Genomic DNA, 22,397 nt, shown 5'->3' on the forward strand with positions numbered 1-22,397 from the left:
GAAACAGGAGAAGCAGATTTACTTCTCCTGTCGGCGTGTGCGTAATAAGAAATTGCTTTCTCAGCTTTAGTGGGGTGAGATTTCCGGATTTTTCGAGGATGCAGGGTTTACAATAAAGAATACATTACAACAAAGTGGCATGCACTTCCGCCCATCACGAAGAGGTGGAAGATTTCGTGGCTGCCAAAATTCTTATGCTTATTGTTGAAAATCGGAAGCTTCAGTGCATAGATCACACCGCCGATCGTGTAAATGATTCCGCCGGCGAGAAGCCATCCGAATTCTGCACGTGTCAGATTGTTGAGGATCTGACTGAATGCGAGGACACAGATCCATCCCATACTAATGTAGAGGACGGAGGATACCCATTTCGGGCAGAATACCCAGAACCCTTTGATAATGATTCCGGTGATTGCGATACCCCATACAAGTGCGAGCATGATAAGTCCGGTTCTGCGTTCCAGTACCAGCAGGCAGATCGGTGTGTAGCTTCCGGCGATCAGTACGAAGATCATCATATGGTCGATCTTTTTCAGGATCGTGTTGACACGTTCGGAAAGATCAAAGGTATGATAGGTTGTGCTTGCGGCGTATAAAAGAATCAGGCTGACTGCATAGATTGCAAGCGAGATCAGGTAAATCCGGCTCGGTTCGTGGGCTGCTTTTATTAAAAGTGGAAATGCGGCGAAAATTGCCATCAGCATGCCGATAAAATGTGTGATTGCACTTCCTGGATCTTTAATATGTTTCTTTTTCATCACAAATCCCTCCTTAGAGATGAATAATTAAAACTATCATATGTAGTAATCAATACTACATTAAGTATATGAGTATATTATACCGTTTATGCATAAAATGCAAGTGAAAATTGACTTTTTAAAAATTATTTGTTAGAATATAACGCGAATGTTACGATGCTCTTTACTTGTATTGTCACCAAGTAAGGAGTTTTTTATTGTGCATTGCGACGGATGAGGAAGATGTCGCAAGCGACCGCCGCAGGCGCGAGAATGGGCTCTGGCAGATTTTATATGATGGAGTTTAAGGTCATATTTGTAATTGGTAATGTATTTATAGAAAGGATAATGGATGGAAACAGTTAGATTTGAAGAAATGGGACTTTCGGAAGAGATTCAGAAAGCAGTAAGATACATGGGATTTGAGGAGGCTTCGCCGATTCAGGCAAAGGCAATTCCGGCAATGATTAGCGGGATCGATCTGATCGGGCAGGCACAGACCGGAACCGGTAAGACCGCAGCATTCGGGATCCCGATTCTGGAAAAGGTAGACCCGAAGCTGAAAAAGCTGCAGGCGATCGTTCTCTGCCCGACCAGAGAGCTTGCAATCCAGGTAGCAGACGAGATCCGCAACCTGTCCAGATATATGCATGGAATCAAGGTCCTGCCGATTTACGGAGGACAGGATATCGTAAAGCAGATCCGTTCCTTAAAGAGTGGAACACAGATCGTCATCGGAACTCCGGGGCGTGTGATGGACCACATGCGGAGAAAGACGATGAAGCTGGATTTTGTACACACGGTTGTGCTTGACGAAGCAGATGAAATGCTGAACATGGGATTCCGCGAGGATATCGAATTTGTATTAAGTGGTGTTCCTGAGGAGCGCCAGATTGTGCTTTTTTCAGCCACCATGCCGAAGCCGATCATGGAGATTACGAAGAAATTCCAGGATAACGCAAAAGTGATCAAAGTTACAAAAAAGGAACTGACTGTTCCGAATATTGAGCAGTATTATTATGATGTAAAGCCGAAGAAGAAAGAGGAAGTTCTTTCCAGACTTCTTGATATTTATTCACCAAGGCTTTCGGTGGTATTCTGTAATACGAAGAAGCAGGTGGATCTTCTGGTAAATGCACTTCTCGGACGCGGATATTTTGCAGCAGGACTTCACGGGGATATGAAGCAGGAACAGAGAGACCGCGTGATGCAGGGCTTCCGGACCGGTAAGACAGAGATCCTGGTAGCGACGGATGTGGCGGCCCGTGGAATTGATGTAGATGAAGTGGAAGCAGTATTTAACTATGATCTCCCGCAGGATGATGAATATTATGTACACCGTATCGGGCGTACCGGACGTGCAGGACGCGAGGGAAGAGCATTTTCTTTCGTATCAGGAAAAGAAGTTTACAAACTGAAAGAGATCCAGAGATACTGCAAGACGAAGATCTATGCACAGAAAGTTCCGTCACTGAATGACGTTGCGAATACTAAGATGGAAAATATTCTGGATGATGTGGAGCGTGTGATCGAGCAGGAAGATCTGGACATGATGATCAATGCGATCGAAGAACGTGTCAATAATTCTGAATTTACAGCAATGGATATGGCAGCAGCATTTTTGAAAATCTGCTGTGGAATGACAGAGGATAATAAAAATACAGAGGAAAATGACTGGGAATTTGGAGATACCGGTGCAGGTGAGGACGGAATGGTACGTCTGTTCATCAATATTGGCAAGAAGCAGAGAGTACGTCCGGGAGATATTCTTGGTGCGATCGCCGGGGAAAGCGGAATGGATGGAAAGCTGATCGGAACGATTGATATGTATGATAAATATACATTTGTTGAGGTGCCGAGGGAATATGCCCGTGAGGTACTGAATGCGATGAAGAATGTGAAAATTAAAGGGAAGACGGTGGCTGTGGAGCCGGCGAACCAGAAATAGGAGGTCGAGCCAGCTCGAATGCGCTGCGCTACTTCTCGCTGCAGGCTGTCGCCTAATAGGGATAAATAGAAGAGCCCCTGGAAGAATGAATAAATTCGTTCTTCCAGGGGCTCTTCTATTTATCCCTGCTCGGCTTGTAGCTTAGCCAAAGTAGCGTTTGAGTAATCCTTCGAATGCTTTTCCGTGTCTTGCTTCGTCTCTTGCCATCTCATGAACTGTGTCATGGATTGCATCGAGGTTTGCAGCTTTTGCACGTTTTGCAAGGTCGAATTTGCCTGCTGTTGCGCCGTGTTCTGCTTCTACTCTCATTTCAAGGTTCTTCTTTGTGCTGTCTGTTACAACTTCGCCAAGAAGTTCTGCGAATTTAGCAGCGTGTTCTGCTTCTTCGTAAGCAGCTTTTTCCCAGTAAAGTCCGATTTCCGGATAGCCTTCTCTGTGAGCTACTCTTGCCATTGCAAGATACATTCCTACTTCTGAACATTCACCTTCAAAGTTTGCTCTGAGGTCGGCAAGGATGTCTTCACTTACGCCTTTAGCTACTCCAACTACATGCTCTGCAGCCCATTCTCTTTCGCCTTCTTTTACTTCTGTGAATTTGTCAGCGCCTACGCCACATACTGGACATTTCTCCGGTGCTGCTTCGCCTTCGTATACATAACCACATACTGTACAAACAAATTTCTTCATAATAATAATCTCCTTTTCTTTTTTTGATAGTATATTTGATTTTTATAGTTAGAAATATTAGTAACTGTTACTGATATTAAGATAACATATACATCTGTTTTTGTCAACTATAATTGATAAGTTTTTTCAAAATTTCTGAATTTATACTACATAGTCAGGATTTTCTTAAACAATCACCGCAGATACCGTAGAAAAGCATGGTGTGTGATTCAATCTGACCGTCGAAACTTTCGGATGCGAGCTGGTTGATCTTATCCATGTGATCAAAATCCATATCAATCATTCGCTTGCAGCACTTGCAATAGAAATGATAATGCGGATTGGTACGTGCATCAAAACGATCGCCGCCATCGGGCGTTGTAATTTTAATCGCCTCACCTATGTCGGCAAGCAGATTTAAATTGCGGTAAACGGTTCCGAGACTGATATTTGGAAATTCTTCTTTGATATGCATATATACAGTATCCGCTGTTGGATGTGTTGTAACAGAGGAAAGATAGTCCTTAATTGCCTCACGCTGTCTGCTGTATTTTAAATTTGCCATTGATGTCACCTCCTACAAATAGATAATAATAATAATTACTAAGATTATATTATTATAATATTCTTATAATGTCAATAAAAAATTGTATATTGAATAAAAGAATAAAAAATGGAAATACTGTTAAGCGAGATGTAACAATTTGTAACAAATATGACGAAAAAACAATGTGTATAAAGAACGGTGTAGAACTGTGTAATACGAAATAAATGAGGAAAACTTGACAATGTGAAAATTGATTGATATAATATCACCGTAACAAATGTAACAATTCCGTAACAATTACAAAAGATAAGAATACATGAAGGAGGGAGATTTATGCATTCAAATCTAAAAAAAGGATTGTTCCTGGTTACTTTTCTGGGGATGACAGTATCTCCGGGAATTTCGGTTATGGCAGCAGATGGGGACACCACAGAAGCTGTAAAGATGCCGGGCGTAGGGATAGAAGCGGTATTGAATGATTTTTATTCTCAGAACAGGGAGATTAAAGCTGAGGATTATCTGGTACCGGAAAATAAGGGTGAGTATTTAGATATGGCATTTGCCAATGTAACAAGTTTTCTGTATGTCAGAAGCGAACCGACAAAGGAAAGTGAATATGTCGGAAAGTTGTATCCGGGATACGCGGCGAAGATCACAGGTCCTGTGGGAGAATGGACGGCAGTTGAGTCGGGAGATGTCATCGGATATGTAAAAACAGAATATATACTGACAGGAGCAGAGGCGCAGACGTATGCGGAGAATCTGGTAACGGAAGCGCAGCAGGAAGGAAAAGAAGAAGCAGAAGCATTTACCTATGCAGTGTCCAGGGAATCCGAAGAAGCGCAGATGACGCAGGAAGTCCAGGGAAATGTACAGCAGACGGAGACTACCGAGGTTTCCGCACAGCCGGCGTCAAATGGGCAGGCGATCGTCGATTATGCATGCCAGTTCATTGGGAATCCGTATGTCTGGGGCGGCACAAGTCTGACAGATGGGGCGGACTGTTCCGGATTTGTACAGTCAGTATTTGCACATTTTGGAATCAGTCTTCCACGGACAACGTATGATCAGATTAATGCCGGCGTGGAAGTAAGCTATGATCAGGCGATGCCGGGGGATCTGATCTGTTATGATGGCCACATCGGAATTTATATTGGGAACGGTCAGATCGTCAATGCACAGAACCCGGAACAGGGAATCGGGATTTCACCGGCGACTTATACGACAATTCTTTCAGTAAGAAGAATCGTGTAAAAGCCTGGAGACACCAGTGAAAGCAGGCATTTGGAAAATGCGAAAATGCTGAATATCCGTGGGTTATCCACATTATCCACATAAAAACATACGTTTTTTGTGGAAAACGGGGAAAATATTTTACAAAAGCAAAGAAACCTTAATATCCGAGCAATACAGTCGGATATTAAGGTTGTTTTTTGGGATAAATGGTATTATAATAGGGGATACGAAAAGCAAAGGAGGAAGAAAGATGGCAGTCGAAGTAACAAAAACAATGACAATTGGCGAATTACTTCAGGTAGCTCCACAGACAGCACCGGTTCTTATGGAAGTTGGAATGCATTGTCTTGGATGCCCGGCTTCACAGGGTGAGTCTCTTGAAGAAGCAGCAATGGTTCATGGAATTGATGCAGATCTTCTTATCGCAAAGATCAACGCACTCTTAGCAGCTGAAGCATAGACCGCGAATAAATAAAAGATATAATTTAACGGGGACGACAGATCATTAATCTGCCGTCCCCGTCTTTTTTTGCCAAGTTAAAAATTGTGGATTTGTCTGTTATTTAAATGAAGTCAGAGTCTGTATTGCGTTTTTAGCAAGGATCATATCACAGTGCTCTTCCAGAAATGCAAGTGATATACCACCACCCTGTTCCGGTGAACCATACTCGGAGAGCATATTACAGATTCGGTTAAAATCAGAAGACGGATGCTCCCCCTGTGCAAGTGTCAGAATGTACATGTTCTCTGCTTCATCCTTGTAAAGTGTGTTCGGACCATCATACATCTCAGCTAAAAAATGACTGGCATGAATCACACTGTCAAGTCTTGAGAAAGAGAAAAGCCGGACCGGTGGAACAGAAGGTTCAGCAGGAGCTGCTTCTTTGGCTTCTGAAGCAGGAGCCTGTTCCTGGACCGGAGTATCGGTAAGTGCTTCCGGGTTCTCCGGGAGCTGGGATACAGCCTCTTTCATCTGACGGAGAATGTCGAGAAAATCTTCGGCTCCGTCAAGCTTTTTCAGATGTTCCAGCACGGATTTGTGCTTATCAGCAGCTTCGTCCGCAGGAGCAGGTGTGAATCTGGAAAAACGGGTATCCAGTTCATCCGGATCATCAACTTTGGTTATATTCAGAACGATAGAATCACCGGCAGTCGGGATTGCTTCGATCATCAGTGGCAGATTGTCGCTTTCGAATCCAAATTCAGAAGCGGCCTGCTGCATCATCTCGCGGAATAAAGACTTTGCCTTCTCGGAGCCGTAAGCAAGCTCGCTGAGCTTTAACTGTCTCTGGGCGAGATCATCCCGGGTAAGTGTGCAGCGGATCTGATTATCATTTATCTTTTCTATCTTCATAAAGTATCACTTCCTATTCAATCAAAAATCTATCTGAACAATTACTAATAGTATAAACAAAAAACGGAACGATGTAAACAAAATAAAAAATAAAAAATGCTTGCTTTTTTATAAACTCTTTCTTATAATGGCGTTACAGGAAAATAAGACAGACCAGTCAATCGCACAAATCTTGAATTTATCATACGCATTTCGCACACAGCGTACCGAATCAAGTACATTCAGGTCATATCAGACGATTTATCAACAGAACCTAACAATTGAACCGAAGTATGGACAGTGATCATTTTCTTGTCATCGGAAAAAGCACAGGAGAAGTAATATATCACAAGTGTTGCCTTATGGTCGCTTTTTGCCGTAAAAACTGTCTGACTCAAGGGGGAAATATGGACGAGCAAGAGAAAAAGTATCAGGATTTATTTACGGAACTGACAAATTACGAGCGTAGCGGTGTCCGGATGCAGATGAATGGCTTTCCGGCAAGTCCGCTTCAGATCGTGTCAGCGCATATGGTAAGAGAAGAAAGTAATTATATGCGGGATTATATTCTGGATGAACAGGGAATGATCCGGGAACTGGATTTTAACAGTATAAGAACAGACCATTCACAGGTGGAATGAAAAAGCAGAGCCCCCTCGCCAGGACATGACCTGTGGGGAATGGAAATAGTTCTCAGATGTGTACAAATGGCAGATATATGTGGTATAATAACCTAAAGTATGCGCATATTACAAGCTTAGTTAAGCTGTGAAAATATGCTGCAAACAGGAGGTGTCATGTGGACGAAAGAAGAATGACCAATGAGCAAAGGGAAAGAGAGCGCAGACGCAAAGCTGCGGCAGCAAGAAAAGCTGCTGCAAGATACGAGGATCCGGGCGTAGGTTATCAGAGACGGAGAAGATCAAGAAGAAGACGTCGCCGTGTCAGAAACGTGTGTATTGCATTGCTGGTGATCTTTATAGTTGTCATTGGGCTTGCCGGTGGAACAATATACTGGATAAAGTATGGGCCGACAAAAGAAACCTATGATTTGAATAAATATTTTGGAATTACGGCAAAGTCGCAGATGGGTGTAACGATCAACAATGAGGTACTGGATGCTCAGGCAATTACAGAAGGCGGAACTGCATATCTGTCTTATAACTTTGTACAGGATTATATCAGCGATCGTTTTTACTGGGATTCCAATGAGCATATACTTTTGTATACACTGCCGAGAGATATGGTAAAGGCAGCGGCAGACAGTAAGGACTATTCTGTTTCGGATACTGTGAACAGTGAGGATTATACGATTGTAAAGGCAGAAGGAGATACAGCATATATTGCACTGGATTTCCTGCAGAAATATGCAAATTTTGACTACGAAGTTTATAAGGATCCGGCAAGAGTCGTGATCACCAGTAAGTTTGGAGAGCGTCAGACGGCAAAGGTTAAGGATGATTCCCAGGTAAGGATTCTGGGCGGTGTAAAAAGTCCGGTGCTTGAAGAAGTGAAAAAGGGAGATAAGCTTACGGTTCTTGAAGATGTAAGTGACTGGAAAAAAGTCTGTACAAAGTCCGGAATTGTCGGGTACATTCAGAAGTCAAAGCTGAAAGATGCCAAGAAAGAGACAACCTCAAGAGAATTTGAGGAACCGGACTATACAGGAATTAAGAAAGATTACAAGATCAACCTGGTATGGCATCAGGTCACAAGTGAAGCTGCCAACGAAGGGATTGAAGATGCACTTGCAGATACAAAAGGACTCAATACGATTTCCCCTACGTGGTTCAGTGTAACGGATAATTCCGGAAATATCAGTTCTATTGCAAGTACAGACTATGTGGATTATGCGCATCAGTGTGGACTGGAAGTATGGGCGCTGGTTGATAATTTCGACCAGAATGTAGACGATATGGAGCTGCTCAGTCATACTTCGAGCAGGGAGAATCTGGAGAATCAGCTGGTAAATGCAGCACTTCAGAATGGAATTGATGGAATCAACGTGGATTTTGAACAGATACCGACGGATGTCGGAGATCATTACATTCAGTTTATCCGGGAGCTTTCTGTGCTGTGCCGGGTGAACAATCTGGTCCTTTCAGTGGATAATTATGTGCCGAAGGGTTATAACACACATTATCACAGAGAAGAACAGGGAGTTATGGCAGATTATGTGATCATCATGGGATATGATGAACATTTTGCCGGTTCCTATGAAGCAGGTTCCGTGGCATCTTACAATTATGTAAAAGAGGGAATTGAAGAAACCCTGCGGGATGTACCGGCAGAAAAGGTGATCAATGCAGTGCCATTCTATACAAGGCTGTGGAATGAGACACCGAAGACGGACGAAGAGCGTGCGGAAGAGCAAGGAACCGAGGCTGCGAACTATTCAATGAAAGTTACCAGCGAAGCACTTGGCATGGAAGAAGCGGCACAGCGGGTAAGCGAAGCCGGAGCAACTGTGACATGGGATGATACGGCGAAGCAGAACTATGCAGAGTGGCAGGGAGATAACGATTCAACCTACAGGATCTGGCTGGAGGATGCGTCTTCACTTGAAGTCAAACTCGGACTTATGAAGGACAATAATCTGGCAGGAACGGCGGCATGGAAGCTTGGATTTGAGACTTCCGATATCTGGGATCTGATTCAGAAATATGTAAATTGATTACATAATGAGAAAGGTATAGAAAAGAGCTTTCCGAGCATATATTTGTAAAAATATATGCTGGAGGCTCTTTTTTTGAATAAAAAAATCAGTGAAATGGTAAAAAGGGGGAAAACTATTTTCAAGAGCAAAATAAAGTGGGTTCTGGCTCTTATTTTACTGACGGGATGTATTTATGGCAGCTATACATTAAGCAGGTATACCGAGGCGGATCAGGTGGAGGCAAAGCAGACCCAGGTAATCCTGGATGCCGGACACGGGGGAAGTGATCCTGGAAAAATCGGGCTGAATAACCTTCTGGAAAAGGATATCAATCTGGCAATTACTGAGAAAGTGAAAAAATGTCTGGAAAAGGAAAAGATAGCAGCAGAGCTTACAAGAAAAGAGGATAAAGGGCTTGGAACAACAGGAGACGGAAGTAAAAAGACAGAGGATATGCAGGCAAGAGTGAAGATGATCAACGAGACGAAACCTGTCCTTACAGTGAGTATCCATCAGAACAGCTATGAAGACCCGGAAATTCATGGAGCGCAGGTATTTTATTACAGCCATTCCCGGGAAGGAGAGGCTGTTGCGAAGATCCTGCAGGAGAGTTTGCAGGAGATTGATCCGGAAAATCACAGGCAGGCAAAAGCAAATGAGACCTATTACCTTCTGAGGCGGACAAAAGTACCTACGGTGATCGTGGAATGCGGTTTTCTGACTAATCCGGAAGAGGCAGAAAAATTGTCGGGAGAGGAATATCAGGAGCAGGTTGCAGAAGCTGTTGCAAAAGGAATCGCAAAATGTCTGGAATACCTGAACGGGTATGGAAATTAAAATTGCCATGCCATGTGGATAATGCTATAATGAAACACATGGAAACAATAATAAAAAAAATAGACAGAAACCAAATAGATCAGGAGATTATGGAAGAAGCAGGTTCAATCCTGAAGAACGGCGGTCTGGTGGCATTTCCGACAGAGACAGTCTACGGACTGGGGGCAAATGCGCTTGATGAGGAGGCAGCGAAAAAGACCTATGCAGCAAAAGGACGCCCGTCAGACAACCCGCTTATCGTCCATATTGCGAGACTGGAGGATCTGGGTGCGATCGTTGAATCTGTACCACTTATTGTAGATGAGATCGCGGCACATTTCTGGCCAGGGCCACTTACGATGATTTTCAATAAGAACGAAAAAGTTCCGCTTGGAACAACCGGTGGTCTGGAAACGGTCGCTGTGCGTATGCCGGATGATGAGATTGCCCGCGAGCTGATCCTTGCAGGAGGCGGATATGTATCAGCACCGAGCGCCAACACATCCGGAAGACCGAGCCCGACGACAGCACAGCATGTGGCAGAGGATTTAAGTGGCAAGATCGAGATGATCCTGGATGGAGGAAGTGTAGATATCGGAGTAGAATCTACGATTCTGGATATGACGGTGACACCACCGATGATCCTGAGACCGGGAGCGATCACAAAAGAGATGTTAAGTGAAGTGATCGGTGAGGTGGCTGTGGATGAAACTTTGATTTCAGAGAACAGCACAAAAGCACCGAAAGCACCGGGAATGAAGTACCGTCATTACGCGCCGAAGGCAGAGATGATCATTGTCGATGGAGAGCCTGAAGAGGCTGTTCGTGCGATCAAGCAGATTGCTTACGAGCAGGTAAGACTTGGATATAAGGTGGGGATCATTGCATCTAATGAATCGGTTGATCAGTATACGACCGGTGTAGTAAAATGCATAGGTTCCCGTGTGAATGAAAAGACGGTTGCGAGAAACCTTTATAAAGTCCTGCGTGAATTTGATGAAGAGGAAGTTGATTACATTTACAGTGAAGCATTTCCGGAAGCAGGTATCGGAACTGCGATCATGAACCGGCTGGGCAAAGCAGCAGGACATCATGTACTGCAGGCATCTGAGATCACGAAGCTTCAGGATTACCGCAGGATCGTATTTGTGAGCAACAGCGCGAACTGTCGTGCTCCGATCGCAGCAGCAATTCTGAAAAAGCAGCCGCTTTTCCAGGAATACGAGGTGTGTGCGAGAGGACTTGTGGTTCTATTCCCGGAGCCACTGAATCCGAGAGCAGAAGAACTTCTGGCGAGACATCATATTGAGACAGAAGGATATGAGACTGTTGCGTTATCAGAAGAGGAATTTGGGGAAGATACGCTTGTTCTGGCAATGCAGGACAGTATCAAACAAAAGATACAGAATGATTATCCGGGGAAAGGACAGGTTTATACACTGTGTGAATTTGTAAATGGAAGCAAAGAGATTCCGTCTGTATATGGTCAGACACAGGAACAGTATGAGCAGATGTATGAACTGATCCAGGGGTATGTCAAAAAACTTGCCAATAAGTTAAACGAGGAGGCAAAAAACAAATGTCAAATGTACACATAATGGATCATCCGCTGATCCAGCACAAAATCGGGATTATCAGAAGAGAGGAAACAGGTTCAAAGGATTTCAGAATGATGATCGGTGAGATCGCAATGCTGATGTGCTATGAGGCAACCAGAGATCTGAAATTACAGGATGTCGAGATCCAGACACCGATCTGCAAGATGACAGCAAAAGAGCTTGCAGGAAAGAAGCTTGCTGTTGTTCCGATCCTGAGAGCAGGACTTGGAATGGTAGAAGGTATGCTTGCGATGATTCCGGCTGCAAAGGTAGGTCATATCGGTCTGTTCCGTGATCCGGAAACTCTTGAACCGGTAGAATACTACTGCAAACTTCCGGCTGACTGTGAAGAAAGAGAAGTATTTGTAGTAGATCCGATGCTTGCTACGGGAGGATCCTGTATCGCAGCGATCCAGATGCTGAAGAACAGAGGCGTAAAAAATATCCGTTTTATGTGTATTATTGCAGCACCGGAAGGAGTAAAGAAGCTTCAGGAAGCTCATCCGGATGTTGAAGTGTATATTGGAGCATTGGATGAAAAGTTAAATGAACATGGATATATTGTTCCGGGGCTCGGAGATGCCGGAGACCGTATTTTCGGAACAAAATAGAGGAATCGATCATGAGTGGAAAAAGACAGGATTATATTTCCTGGGATGAATATTTTATGGGAGTTGCCATTCTCTCGGGAAGACGGTCAAAGGATCCGAATACCCAGGTGGGATGCTGTATCGTAAGTGCAGATAACAAAATTCTGTCAATGGGATACAACGGTCTGCCACGAGGCTGTTCGGATGATGAATTTCCGTGGGAACGGGAAGGTGAGGATCCGCTGAAGACAAAGTATGTATACACCGTACACAGTGAACTGAATGCAATCTTGAATTACAGTGGAGGAAGTCTTGAAGGAGCCAAACTTTATGTATCGCTTTTTCCGTGCAATGAATGTGCAAAAGCGATCATTCAGAGTGGAATCAAAGAAGTAATCTATGATTCAGACAAGTATGCAGATACAACTTCTGTAAAAGCATCTAAAATGATGTTTGACTGTGCCGGAGTACGATACCATCAGTATCACCGGACCGGTCGAAAAGTGGAAATTGAATTATAAAAGATATGTGGAAGTGCCATTGGACTGCGAAGTGCAGACAGTGGCACTCTTTTTTATTTCAAAGGAACTTCCTATGAAATAAAAGGCACATTCTTTTTCATCTGACAGGAAATTCTTTTCAGAGGTAAAAAACATATCTGTGTGAAAAAGTTCATAAGATAAAGCAGGAGGTGGCAGAGCATGAAAAGAAGAGGATCGTGGCAGATAAACTTTATTGTCAGGGCTTTGACTGGAATGGGCAGTATTTTTCTGGTCAATCAATGGATGGACTATAGAAACATTCCTGTTTCTGTCGGACTAAATGTCCTGTCATTTTTTGTGTCCGGATGTCTTGGAATTCCGGGAGTTGCCATGCTTTATGGCATTATGTTTTATCAGTTTATGTAGGTGTTGCGCAAAACGTTTTTTTCTGGTTTAAAGCTATGGACAAAGGGAAAAGTGGCGCATATAATACGTCTTACAAGAGAGGCAAAGCAATAAGTTAGAAAATCAAAAAATCAGTTTCGGCAGTATTTATATTCTGATAAATACTGTGTCAAAAAAGGAATGCAAACGTGTTCCGTCATATGCTATTCGGCATTTGATTCAAAGTTTGAAAGAAAAAGGGCGGATATGCCGGAAAGGAGCAGAGCAAAGAATCGACAGAGAAATTTTAATTTGTGATCCAGAAGAAGAGTATGTCAGAAGACTTGCGGAGGCGCTGCTTTTGAAAAAAGAGGTGACAGCAGGAGTGCGAATCTGTTCGTCGCCGGAAATGGTGCAGGAGTTACTGAAGATTGGTCTGATAAAGGTATTGTTGATCAGTGAGGATGTTCCATATGAAAAAAGAAAGCAGATTTTTGCCGGGAAGAGAATTATTCTGACGAGACAGCATTGTGTGGATCTGGGAGAGGAGGAAACGGAGCTTCGGAAATATCAGCCGGTTGACGGACTGATGACCGGGATTTTAAAAGGACTTCAGGAGGAGAAGTTTCCGGGATCGTGTGCGGATAACGGAAATGGAAGAATCCTTGGAGTGTATTCACCGGTTCACAGAATTGGAAAGACAACGTTTTCACTGAAACTTGGGAAAGCACTGGCACAGTCAGAGGACGTGCTGTATCTGAATCTGGAAACCTATGCAGGCATGGGAGGATATTTCCGGGATCAGGATGCTCCTGATCTGGCAAATGTTCTTTACTATGCAAAACAGGAAAGAGATGATATCGGGATACGGATTGCATCCATGGTAAAAAGAATGGGTGATCTGGACTATATCCCGCCAATGAAAGTATGGACAGATCTTCGTGCTGTGCATACAGAGGAATGGAAAACTCTATTTGAAAGATTGATCAGCCAAAGTGTATACAGTGTGATCATTCTGGATATCGGAAATGGGATGGAGGATGTATTTCAGCTATTAAGGCTGTGTGACCAGATTCTCATGCCGTGTGCGGAGGATGTATATGCGATGGCAAAAATTGCGCAGTACCAGCATATGCTGAAGGTACTGCAGTATCAGGAGCTGGAGTCGCGTACCATGTATATCAATATGGGGAAAAATATGCGTCAGACAGTAAAAGAAACAGTTGAGTTATTAAAAGAAAGTACAGAAAAGAGGTTCTTCTATGCGGAGGGCAGAACAACTTCATGAAGAGATTCTGGCGCAGATGGATCTGTCGAAGGAAGCAAGCGATGAAGAGCTGCTGGAACTGATCCACAGGATACTGGAAGAAAAATCGAAAGAAGAGTTCATTCCGCTTGGAGAAAAGGCAATTCTCGGGAGAGAGCTTTTTAACGCGTTCAGGAAGCTGGATATCTTGCAGGAGCTGATCGAGGATGAAGAGATTACGGAAATCATGATCAATGGAACGCAGCCGATTTTCATCGAGCGTAACGGAAGGATTTATGAAACCGATAAAAAGTTTCTTTCAAGGGGAAAGCTTGAAGATGTGGTTCAGCAGATGGTAGCAGGCTGTAACAGGGTTGTCAATGAGGCAACACCGATCGTAGATGCGAGACTGGAGGATGGATCCAGAGTAAATGTTGTACTGCCACCGGTTGCGCTCAATGGACCGATCGTCACGATCAGAAAGTTTCCGAAAAGCAGGATTACGATGGAGACGATGATCGACACAGGCTCTATCGGAAAAGAAGCGGCAGCAATGCTGATCCAGGCCGTGAAGGCAAAGTATAACATTTTTATCAGCGGAGGGACAGGATCAGGAAAGACAACTTTTCTGAATGTATTGTCGGATTTTATTCCGAAAGAAGAACGTATTATTACCATTGAGGACAGCGCGGAACTGCAGATCACAGGGATTCCCAATCTGGTGCGGCTTGAAGCACGGAATGCAAATGTAGAAGGAACAGGGGAGATCAATATCCGTGATCTGATCAGGACAGCGCTCCGGATGCGACCAGAGAGGATTATTGTCGGTGAAGTCAGAGGAGAAGAAGCACTGGATATGTTACAGGCTTTTATATGTACTATATAATAATTATATATATAACGTATATAAGGATGGAAAATATAGATTAGAGGGAGAGACATAGGAACGATATGAACATTAAGTATAGGTTATTGTGTAAAAGGTTAATAGAGGAAAGGAAGAGAGTAGGTGTCATTCAATATTATAATGTACTGTTCATAATGGAGTTAGTGTCAGATAAAGACATATGGTCTTTAGAACAGTGGGTGAATGGTATAAATAACATATATATGAAAGATATACATAATTGGTGTAGAATACATTTTGTTAAATATCACACTGTATTTGTTTACAGGAAAGAGTATCCGGTAAAAGCAAATATTTGGAATGGGTATTCATATATAAGGTGGCGGATGGAGCGGATGATGAATTTGGGATAAGATAAAATAGTGATTGCATGTAAGAGAGCCTTAAAGCAGGGTGTTCTTTTGAAAGTATGGATAGAATAAAGGCTGAAGGCTCTGCGCTATTCGTTTGGCAGAGCCTGAGTATTCTCCTGATCCGTAGAAAATAAATCTAACTGACCTTCTGGAGTGGAACTTTGACCGGATTCATCTTCAGTTGATGGTTCTCTTTTTTTGGGTGTTTTATGAGTGTATAATTTCTCAAAAGGAAGTGAATACTTGGATTTTTTATTGTATTCTAGTAAAAGAGCTTCTGCGAATCCTAATGAACCGGCACGACGTTCTCTGGCAGTACGACTGATTTCTCTGACAGAGACACGCCCAACTTTTTCTTTAAAGGTGTCATCTTTCATTGTTTCTCCATAAGCATTATCCAGACGGGCAATAGCATTAAGCATATTGGAACTAAAGGACATAGGCGCACCTTCCCATGTGGCAACACAAAGGCGTAAAACACGATCAAGAGTGTGAAAACCATATTTTTCATAGATATTAATTAAAGTGGATACAGCACATATACCTCCGGGGCGAGAGGAAGAAGTAATAGTGAGATCATATGATTCAACAAGGTCACGAATAATAAGTTCTCTATCATTACCAGCTTCAATATTAGCCATGAATATTTCATAAGGTAATAACGATTTGACATATTTCATCTGATTTGCAAAAATATCTGCTTCTTGGGTGTAAACAAGATCATCATAAACCATACACCAGACAGGAGTTTCTCTTGATCCAGAGACGAGAGCAACAATCTCTATAGTGTGTTGTCCGTTGAACACATAATTTATCCCATCACGTCTACTTACTTTTACAGGGTTTATCTGATAAAGGTCAAAATTAGCTGCAGCACGCTGAACGTGTTTGATGGAAAGATTACGTTGATAATCTTGATTTGAACATAAATTTTTAATAGGTATTTGCTCAAAATGCACTTGGGGAACAAACTTTTGTAAATCTTCGGTATTTCCATCCATAATTATATTTCCTCCAATTTTTTTAAAATATTATTTGTGGTTGATATTAGGCACATAAGCTGATATTTAAGCTTATATTTTGCTGTATCAGATGCAATTTTAAAATCTGAAACTTTTAATACCCTTTCGATAGAACTGTTCCACGAGGGAATCGTCAATGTAAGACTTGCAATTTCCGCATCTGGATCAAATTGTGGCAGGTTGCGTATTGAAGGAATAGAAACGGAAGATTCTTTCCTTAACATCGGTTTGGCGTAATTATTCCATAGTAATTCCCTTTTCATATCATGATAACTGAGATGTTCTATCTTTTCGGCAAGAAGGTAGTTATTTAGGCTTAAAAGCTGCTCTTTTGATAATCCTGAAAGCTCAATAATATTAGCTTGGGAAATCCAGAGCTGACCAGAACGAACTCGTTTGACAAAATCGGGAACTTTTTCATCAATTATATCTAGTGCACTACTGTAAGCAGAATATTTGTAAACGGTAGCCATTGCTACATTACATTCTTCGGATATTTTTTTCGCTGCGATGCTTGCACCGGAAATATGAGATTTATTCGTAGATGAAAGTTGTCTTGAAACTAAAATTTTTTCAGCATCATATTTTTTCCCAATCAGGTATTTTTTATTGATATTGGTTAAATCCTCTCGTTTAAGTTGGTCAGTACATATCCATGAAATTACATCTTCTTTACTGGAAAAATGGAGTCTTTTTATTCGGAAAGGAATACTGTGTTTACGAAATAATTCATACGCTTCTATACCATTAATGACAATACCATTCCATGTGCAGATTGGGGTGTGATAGGAATGACATAATATCTGTTGTTCAAGTTGTTTATAATCTTTTTCACTGAGATATTGATACAAATTGGTGAATTCTAGTTTTGTTTTTAATGTATATATACTATAATTGCGCATACTCATCTCCCATTATTTCTGATTTGAATTCTGTTTGTGGCAGTTTTGTGATGATGTTATCCATGGAAAATAGAGCTATTTTCTTATCTGGGTAAATATTGCCTTCTAAACGAAAAATGTTAAATTTCTCCCAAGAAAGGTTAAGCTGGGAAAGTGAATATAGTAATTCTCGGCTGTACAATTCATAACTGTTACCATTGATGACAAAATAATCCTTAACTTTATGTGCCAATTTATCCTCTGCACAACTAGCCTTTATACCTATCATTTTTTGATCAGGATTAACAAGAAGTTGAATATATTCTGGGTTACCAATTTGACGGAGTGTATTGCGGTGGATTCGTATACGATTCTTTTTAAAGTCAATACATATTAGTGGATGGGAAGAGTGTTTGTTGTTCATAGGATTTTTCCTCACTTTCTGTTGTTGATGGTTCTTTTGCTTTTTCTATGGATTTATCAGTTGCCTTCTTCTTTTCTTGTATGTCAAATACTGCGTAGCCTTCAAATATATTGACTTGCATTGATTTTTGATGTTCTTCCACTGGAATACCGAACTGATTCTTCCATTCTTCAGGATAAGAAGGTGTCCTAGCAGTGGTTACAGTTCCATTGTCTTTTAGTGTACGAGGAAATATTTCAGGTGAAGTTAAATCGAAAATGAACAGTATTTCATTGCCAGAACGAATTAGTTTGCCGAGAATCTTGTACCGATAATTAGGATTCCAGTCCATGAGAGATATCACTTTAGCAAAGAAAATTCGACAGGTGATTTGTTTTGGCGAACGCTTTTTTCCAGAGGAACACCAACGAAAAGAGTCTTTTTCTTCTTCTCGACAGGGACGGACAGCCAGTTTTTTTTCAATGGGATTGACTAATATTTGCACATATTCGACATCGGGTAGTTTTTTTATGCAGGCGGTATTTACAGATACCTTGTAGTTATTAAACGTAAACGAAGGTTCGTAAATATGAGCGAAGAATTCGCCACGTACAACTTGATAACCGTCATAGCTGAAAGAATCATCGTCAATGACTTCCATTTGATTTGAGGGGCTGGGTGCGACTGTTATTGGCATAGGTGTGTTGATTTTCATCATATCAGAAGGTTCTGTAGTCATATTCCATTGATTTATAGGTTGCTCGCTCATTGGGTGTCTCCTTTAATTTCTGTAATAATATTCTTTATATTTTGTATAATGGTTTCTTTGGGAGTGGTTTGTAGCTCGGGTTCTTTATAAGGTTTACTTTCTGAAGCAGTCTGCCAGTTTTTGTCCGCTGTAAATTCTGTTAATTCTGGCGCTTGAGACTGAGTATAGTAATTATTACCGAAGCTATTCATCCAGTCGGCAGGATAAGCTAACACACTCTTAGAATCAGATATTGTATCAGGCGTGTTATTGTTGAGGGCGGATACGTCGTTGGTATTTGTCGGTATTCGTATTTCTGTATCGTCCATGTTGAAAATAAGGACATTTTCATTGTCTTTTTGGTGGGCAACTCCTAATATTCTATATTTGCATTTTTTGTCCCATTTAAATATCTCGTATAATGTTGGCAAAAATGCAGCGCCGGAAATTGGTTTTGGAATAAGTTGACCATCTTTGAGACGTGACCACTGCACTTTATTTTTTGTTTCAGAGGAACATGGTCGGATAGCAAGTAGTTTTGAGCTTGGGTGTATTAGCAGTTCGACAAATTTTATGTTTGGAAATTTCCGTATAGCATCTTTGTTAAAAGAGATCTGTTTATATGAAAAAGAAACAGAAATCCGACCAACAGAGGAGAAAAATTGTCCTCTGGCAACTTCATAGTCTCTTAAATCGAAGGAACCGGCGGAAGCAGTAATTGTATCAGGTACATTCATATTTGCCGGTTTAAGGACGCTTTGAGATGCTTCAAAGTAGTCTCTGGCTTTAAATCCAGACCATCTTGGATTAATGCTTATAAATCCACTTAGAGAGCCTTCTTGTATCACATGTAATTCTGGTAAAATCTCTTTATTTCCATATTTCGCATTTGTAATTAATTTTTGAACAGCTATGAAATCATCTCGGGAGATAATAGCTTCGTGATGTCCGACTTTTCTGTATTGATTACGGTCTTGATTGTTTTTCCTTGATTTATGGTCAAGATAATTTGGAGTCCATGTTTTTCTCGCCAGAACATCCCCACAATGGCGTTCATTTTGAAGGATTTGTAGTATGGTACTGGATGACCAGACATCATTATTCTTTTTTGTTTTACAACCGAGTTCTGTCAAAGAATCAGCAATTTGTTGAGTACTGCTTCCATTCAGATACATATAAAAAATAAGCTGCACAATTTTAGCTTCATGTGGATTGATTACAAGATCTCCATTTTCGTCTTGGTCATATCCGAGCAGAGGAGGTGTAAGGAATATTCCCCGACGAAAACGCATTTCAATGGAAGAATTCATAATTTCACTTTTGGTATGACTTTCTTCCTGCGCAAGTGTTGACATGAATGACAGAATCATTTCGCTTTTGGGATCAAGAGTATTTAAATGCTCTGTTTCAAAAAATACACCGACGGGTGGACGGAGTGAAGAAAGCTCTCGTACATATCGGATACAGTCAACAACGTTTCTTGCAAATCGGGATACACTTTTTGTTATGATTAAATCAATTTTTCCGGCTTCACAATCTTCAATCATTTTTTTGAATGCATCTCTATGTTGAAGCGAAGTGCCGGAAATGCCTTCGTCGGCATATATTTCTACAAGCATCCAATTCGGATTTTTATTTACTACATCCTGATAATGATTTTTCTGCAATTCATATGAGGATGTTTGGCGTGGATCATCCGTAGATACCCTTGCATATACAGCTACTCGTAGTTTTTTTTCTGTTTTAAAAATATCCTCTGGTGGAAGTGCCGGAATTACTTCCAGTTCTTCTGGATCAATACCTTTGTATCTTTGCCGGATTCTGGCTTTCTGTTCATCAATATTACTGCTTTGTTCTTCACTTTCTTTCATCAATAGCGACATCCTTTATAGTTGATATAACTATCATAGAATTTTTGGATTGAAAAAGACATAAACCATCGGTTAAGTGATTAACGGATGGTTTATGTAGAAATAGATATTTGATTGTTATTGAATGATTTAATAATCATTCAGGTTATCAGCATCGTAATTGTGTTTTGAGGATAGATGCCAATCATTGATTCGTAAAATGTTTTTTATGGCTGAAAGAACCTCGAATATGTAACGTTTTTCAGTGCTGGTACAATCTGCCATTAATAAATCAATGTCAGTTTGATATTCAGTAGGATTGTATAACAAGTTCCCATAGAGTAATTCATCAATAGTAATTTCAAGTGCGTTGCTAATTTTGATTAAAGATTCTAAACTGGGTTTACGCTTGGCATTTTCTATATAGCTTATATAAACAGTAGAAAGATCAGCAATTTCAGCCAGCTCCTCGGCAGATAATCCTCGTTGTTTGCGGGTTTCTCTTATACGTTTGCCTATAAGTGCATAATTTATTTCCATGTCCTCACCTCCTTTCCATCACAACTTGACTTTTTTGTGTTGTAGATAGAAAAAATGGTGAGCTACACAACAGCAATTGGTTGTATAAAGAGAAGTATATCATATGTATATAGCAAAAAGAAGATTGTCGATTGATGGGAGAAAAAGGCGATGAGTTGTAATTGAACAACAGTGAAAAAAGGGTTATCATTTATGTATTAAAAATTATGTCTGGGAGGAAAATACATGGCAGATAAAGAGGAAATCAAAACACTGGAGGATTAGAGGAAAAAGGAAGAATACTGCGGGGAGTACAAAGAAAAATTCCGGCAGATGTGCCAAGAAAATAAAATGATAAAGGGTTCGACAGTGTTGAAACTATATGATAAAATTGAAGAAATACAAAGAGAATATGAGCATTTAGATAATAAGCTGACATTAATGGAATACAACTTTATATAGTTCTATTTTTTTTGTTTTAATACTACTGTTTCCCTTAGTAAATACTTGTAAGATACATCTCTAATATTTTTTCGGATTTCTAGTTACAATTAAGGTAACTACTATCGGAAAGAGGTGTATTTACTTGCGTACAGAGGATTATATTGCGGACAATATTATAGCTTTATGTAAAAAACGTGATATGAGTAAATATCGGCTGTCACAATTGACTGGTATATCTCAATCTTCGATTGGAAAAATTATTGCTAAAGAAAGTTTACCCACTATGCCTACTGTAGAAAAGATATGTGATGCACTGGGAGTAACAATGGCACAATTCTTTGCCGGAATGGATGTTCCAGTAAGCTTATCAGAATCACAACAAGAGGTTCTGAATATTTGGAATAATCTTGATGAAAAAGAACAGAATGTAGTGATACAAATGCTCCGGGGACTTCAAAAATAAAGGAAACAGTTGTAACGAAAATGTTGACTGTTTCTTTTTTTATGGAGTTGGGAGATTATGGTGATTGAAAAGAAATATTATGATATTGCACAGCGTGAATTGGAAGAAATGCAAAGAGAAATTAATGCAGAAAAAGCGCAAATGTCAGAAGAAGAGATACTAGAGGATAAAAAATGGCATGATGAACAATTGGAAACAATTATAAAAAAGGCAGAAGCTCATATGCGTCGTTTTAAGAAAGTTCCAGATCCTCAAAAAGTAGTGAAATTTACTTTTTTACAAAAAGATGCATTGGAAATTGCCCGAAATATGCAGATGAATATAAAAACTGAGCGTAAAGAAGATGATTTATGGGGGACGATAGAAATGTCATTTAATAATATGTGGTTTTTAGATTCGGCTCCTAGTGAATGGAAAGATATTTGGAATAACTTGATGAAAGAAGCTCAGAGAGTGTATATAGAAGCAAAAGATAACATGATCATGTATCAATATTATTATGATTTGGCGGTAGAAGTTCCTTGTGTGTAGACAAAATACAAATAATGATATATGAATGCTGTTCTGT

The 22,397-nt window shown here is 40.8% G+C and carries 23 protein-coding genes and 1 pseudogene; 14 read left to right on the top strand and 10 right to left on the bottom strand.

What is annotated here, in order from left to right; genetic code table 11:
* Positions 1 to 107: 107 nt before the first annotated feature.
* On the bottom strand, positions 108 to 758 hold the full coding sequence (gene trhA / locus G4407_RS12615; protein WP_055248060.1) for a PAQR family membrane homeostasis protein TrhA: 651 nt from the start codon (positions 756 to 758) through the stop codon (positions 108 to 110).
* 331 nt (positions 759 to 1,089) lie between these two features.
* Here trhA and G4407_RS12620 point away from each other — a divergent pair, with 331 nt between their 5' ends.
* Positions 1,090 to 2,685: a DEAD/DEAH box helicase gene (locus tag G4407_RS12620; protein ID WP_173689180.1), complete on the top strand. Its 1,596-nt coding sequence runs from the start codon at positions 1,090 to 1,092 to the stop codon at positions 2,683 to 2,685.
* Positions 2,686 to 2,826: 141 nt separating this feature from the next.
* Here the strand turns inward: G4407_RS12620 and G4407_RS12625 are convergent, their stop codons facing one another.
* Together G4407_RS12625 and G4407_RS12630 are read right to left on the bottom strand one after the other, a co-directional pair.
* The gene (locus G4407_RS12625) at positions 2,827 to 3,372 is read right to left on the bottom strand and encodes an NADH peroxidase (protein WP_055248064.1); all 546 of its coding nucleotides are present in this window, start codon (positions 3,370 to 3,372) and stop codon (positions 2,827 to 2,829) included.
* A gap of 154 nt (positions 3,373 to 3,526) precedes the next feature.
* Entirely contained in the window at positions 3,527 to 3,916 is a 390-nt protein-coding gene (locus G4407_RS12630; protein ID WP_008375549.1) for a Fur family transcriptional regulator, read from the bottom strand.
* A gap of 315 nt (positions 3,917 to 4,231) precedes the next feature.
* Here G4407_RS12630 and G4407_RS12635 point away from each other — a divergent pair, with 315 nt between their 5' ends.
* Both G4407_RS12635 and G4407_RS12640 read left to right on the top strand, forming a co-directional pair.
* Positions 4,232 to 5,152, top strand: coding sequence for a C40 family peptidase (locus G4407_RS12635; RefSeq protein ID WP_173689181.1), 921 nt, complete (start codon positions 4,232 to 4,234; stop codon positions 5,150 to 5,152).
* Between the two features lie 232 nt (positions 5,153 to 5,384).
* Positions 5,385 to 5,594, top strand: coding sequence for a DUF1858 domain-containing protein (locus tag G4407_RS12640; RefSeq protein ID WP_022220329.1), 210 nt, complete (start codon positions 5,385 to 5,387; stop codon positions 5,592 to 5,594).
* Between the two features lie 99 nt (positions 5,595 to 5,693).
* Here the strand turns inward: G4407_RS12640 and G4407_RS12645 are convergent, their stop codons facing one another.
* Positions 5,694 to 6,488, bottom strand: a complete 795-nt coding sequence (locus tag G4407_RS12645; protein ID WP_055248068.1) for an adaptor protein MecA — start codon at positions 6,486 to 6,488, stop codon at positions 5,694 to 5,696.
* A 386-nt stretch (positions 6,489 to 6,874) separates the two neighbouring features.
* Between G4407_RS12645 and G4407_RS12650 the strand changes: the two genes are divergently transcribed.
* The 9 genes and pseudogenes from G4407_RS12650 to G4407_RS12690 form a co-directional block, all read left to right on the top strand.
* Positions 6,875 to 7,108 carry a hypothetical protein gene (locus tag G4407_RS12650; protein ID WP_055248070.1) on the top strand — a complete coding sequence of 78 codons (234 nt, stop codon included), beginning with the start codon at positions 6,875 to 6,877 and terminating at the stop codon, positions 7,106 to 7,108.
* 173 nt (positions 7,109 to 7,281) lie between these two features.
* Complete coding sequence (locus G4407_RS12655; protein WP_173689192.1) at positions 7,282 to 9,141, top strand: glycosyl hydrolase family 18 protein; 1,860 nt, start codon at positions 7,282 to 7,284, stop codon at positions 9,139 to 9,141.
* Positions 9,142 to 9,216: 75 nt separating this feature from the next.
* Positions 9,217 to 9,960, top strand: a complete 744-nt coding sequence (locus G4407_RS12660) for an N-acetylmuramoyl-L-alanine amidase (RefSeq protein ID WP_173689182.1) — start codon at positions 9,217 to 9,219, stop codon at positions 9,958 to 9,960.
* A gap of 38 nt (positions 9,961 to 9,998) precedes the next feature.
* Positions 9,999 to 11,537, top strand: coding sequence for an L-threonylcarbamoyladenylate synthase (locus G4407_RS12665; RefSeq protein ID WP_173689193.1), 1,539 nt, complete (start codon positions 9,999 to 10,001; stop codon positions 11,535 to 11,537).
* A complete protein-coding gene (gene upp / locus G4407_RS12670) occupies positions 11,519 to 12,148 on the top strand; it encodes a uracil phosphoribosyltransferase (RefSeq protein ID WP_173689183.1) in 630 nt (209 codons plus the stop codon). The genes G4407_RS12665 and upp overlap by 19 nt, the downstream gene beginning before the upstream one ends.
* An 11-nt stretch (positions 12,149 to 12,159) precedes the next feature.
* Positions 12,160 to 12,648 carry a deoxycytidylate deaminase gene (locus G4407_RS12675; protein WP_008375533.1) on the top strand — a complete coding sequence of 163 codons (489 nt, stop codon included), beginning with the start codon at positions 12,160 to 12,162 and terminating at the stop codon, positions 12,646 to 12,648.
* 180 nt (positions 12,649 to 12,828) lie between these two features.
* Complete coding sequence (locus G4407_RS12680; protein ID WP_008375529.1) at positions 12,829 to 13,035, top strand: pro-sigmaK processing inhibitor BofA family protein; 207 nt, start codon at positions 12,829 to 12,831, stop codon at positions 13,033 to 13,035.
* Between the two features lie 319 nt (positions 13,036 to 13,354).
* Positions 13,355 to 14,281, top strand: a complete 927-nt coding sequence (locus tag G4407_RS12685; RefSeq protein WP_173689184.1) for a P-loop NTPase family protein — start codon at positions 13,355 to 13,357, stop codon at positions 14,279 to 14,281.
* A pseudogene (locus G4407_RS12690) lies at positions 14,256 to 15,107 on the top strand (CpaF family protein); the annotation flags it as partial. The gene G4407_RS12685 and the pseudogene G4407_RS12690, both read left to right, overlap by 26 nt.
* Positions 15,108 to 15,585: 478 nt before the next feature.
* On the opposite strand, the gene G4407_RS12695 reads toward G4407_RS12690, so the two are convergent.
* The 6 genes from G4407_RS12695 to G4407_RS12720 form a co-directional block, all read right to left on the bottom strand.
* On the bottom strand, positions 15,586 to 16,500 hold the full coding sequence (locus G4407_RS12695; RefSeq protein WP_055155695.1) for a DUF6551 family protein: 915 nt from the start codon (positions 16,498 to 16,500) through the stop codon (positions 15,586 to 15,588).
* Positions 16,501 to 16,502: 2 nt separating this feature from the next.
* On the bottom strand, positions 16,503 to 17,423 hold the full coding sequence (locus G4407_RS12700; RefSeq protein ID WP_055196442.1) for a hypothetical protein: 921 nt from the start codon (positions 17,421 to 17,423) through the stop codon (positions 16,503 to 16,505).
* Positions 17,410 to 17,826, bottom strand: coding sequence for a hypothetical protein (locus G4407_RS12705; protein WP_044999283.1), 417 nt, complete (start codon positions 17,824 to 17,826; stop codon positions 17,410 to 17,412). Before G4407_RS12705 ends, G4407_RS12700 begins: the two co-directional genes overlap by 14 nt.
* Positions 17,786 to 18,574: a hypothetical protein gene (locus G4407_RS12710; RefSeq protein ID WP_055177523.1), complete on the bottom strand. Its 789-nt coding sequence runs from the start codon at positions 18,572 to 18,574 to the stop codon at positions 17,786 to 17,788. The genes G4407_RS12705 and G4407_RS12710 overlap by 41 nt, the downstream gene beginning before the upstream one ends.
* Positions 18,571 to 20,424 carry a recombinase family protein gene (locus tag G4407_RS12715; RefSeq protein ID WP_173689185.1) on the bottom strand — a complete coding sequence of 618 codons (1,854 nt, stop codon included), beginning with the start codon at positions 20,422 to 20,424 and terminating at the stop codon, positions 18,571 to 18,573. The genes G4407_RS12710 and G4407_RS12715 overlap by 4 nt, the downstream gene beginning before the upstream one ends.
* 129 nt (positions 20,425 to 20,553) lie before the next feature.
* Positions 20,554 to 20,943, bottom strand: coding sequence for a helix-turn-helix domain-containing protein (locus tag G4407_RS12720; RefSeq protein WP_055177530.1), 390 nt, complete (start codon positions 20,941 to 20,943; stop codon positions 20,554 to 20,556).
* A gap of 565 nt (positions 20,944 to 21,508) precedes the next feature.
* Here G4407_RS12720 and G4407_RS12725 point away from each other — a divergent pair.
* Positions 21,509 to 21,829, top strand: coding sequence for a helix-turn-helix domain-containing protein (locus G4407_RS12725; RefSeq protein WP_013976760.1), 321 nt, complete (start codon positions 21,509 to 21,511; stop codon positions 21,827 to 21,829).
* A 57-nt stretch (positions 21,830 to 21,886) separates the two neighbouring features.
* A complete protein-coding gene (locus G4407_RS12730; protein WP_015513591.1) occupies positions 21,887 to 22,360 on the top strand; it encodes a hypothetical protein in 474 nt (157 codons plus the stop codon).
* Positions 22,361 to 22,397 lie beyond the last annotated feature (37 nt).

Origin of the sequence: Allocoprococcus comes (assembly GCF_013300725.1) — a bacterium.
In the GTDB taxonomy this organism is placed as follows: Bacteria; Bacillota; Clostridia; order Lachnospirales; family Lachnospiraceae; genus Allocoprococcus; species Allocoprococcus comes_A.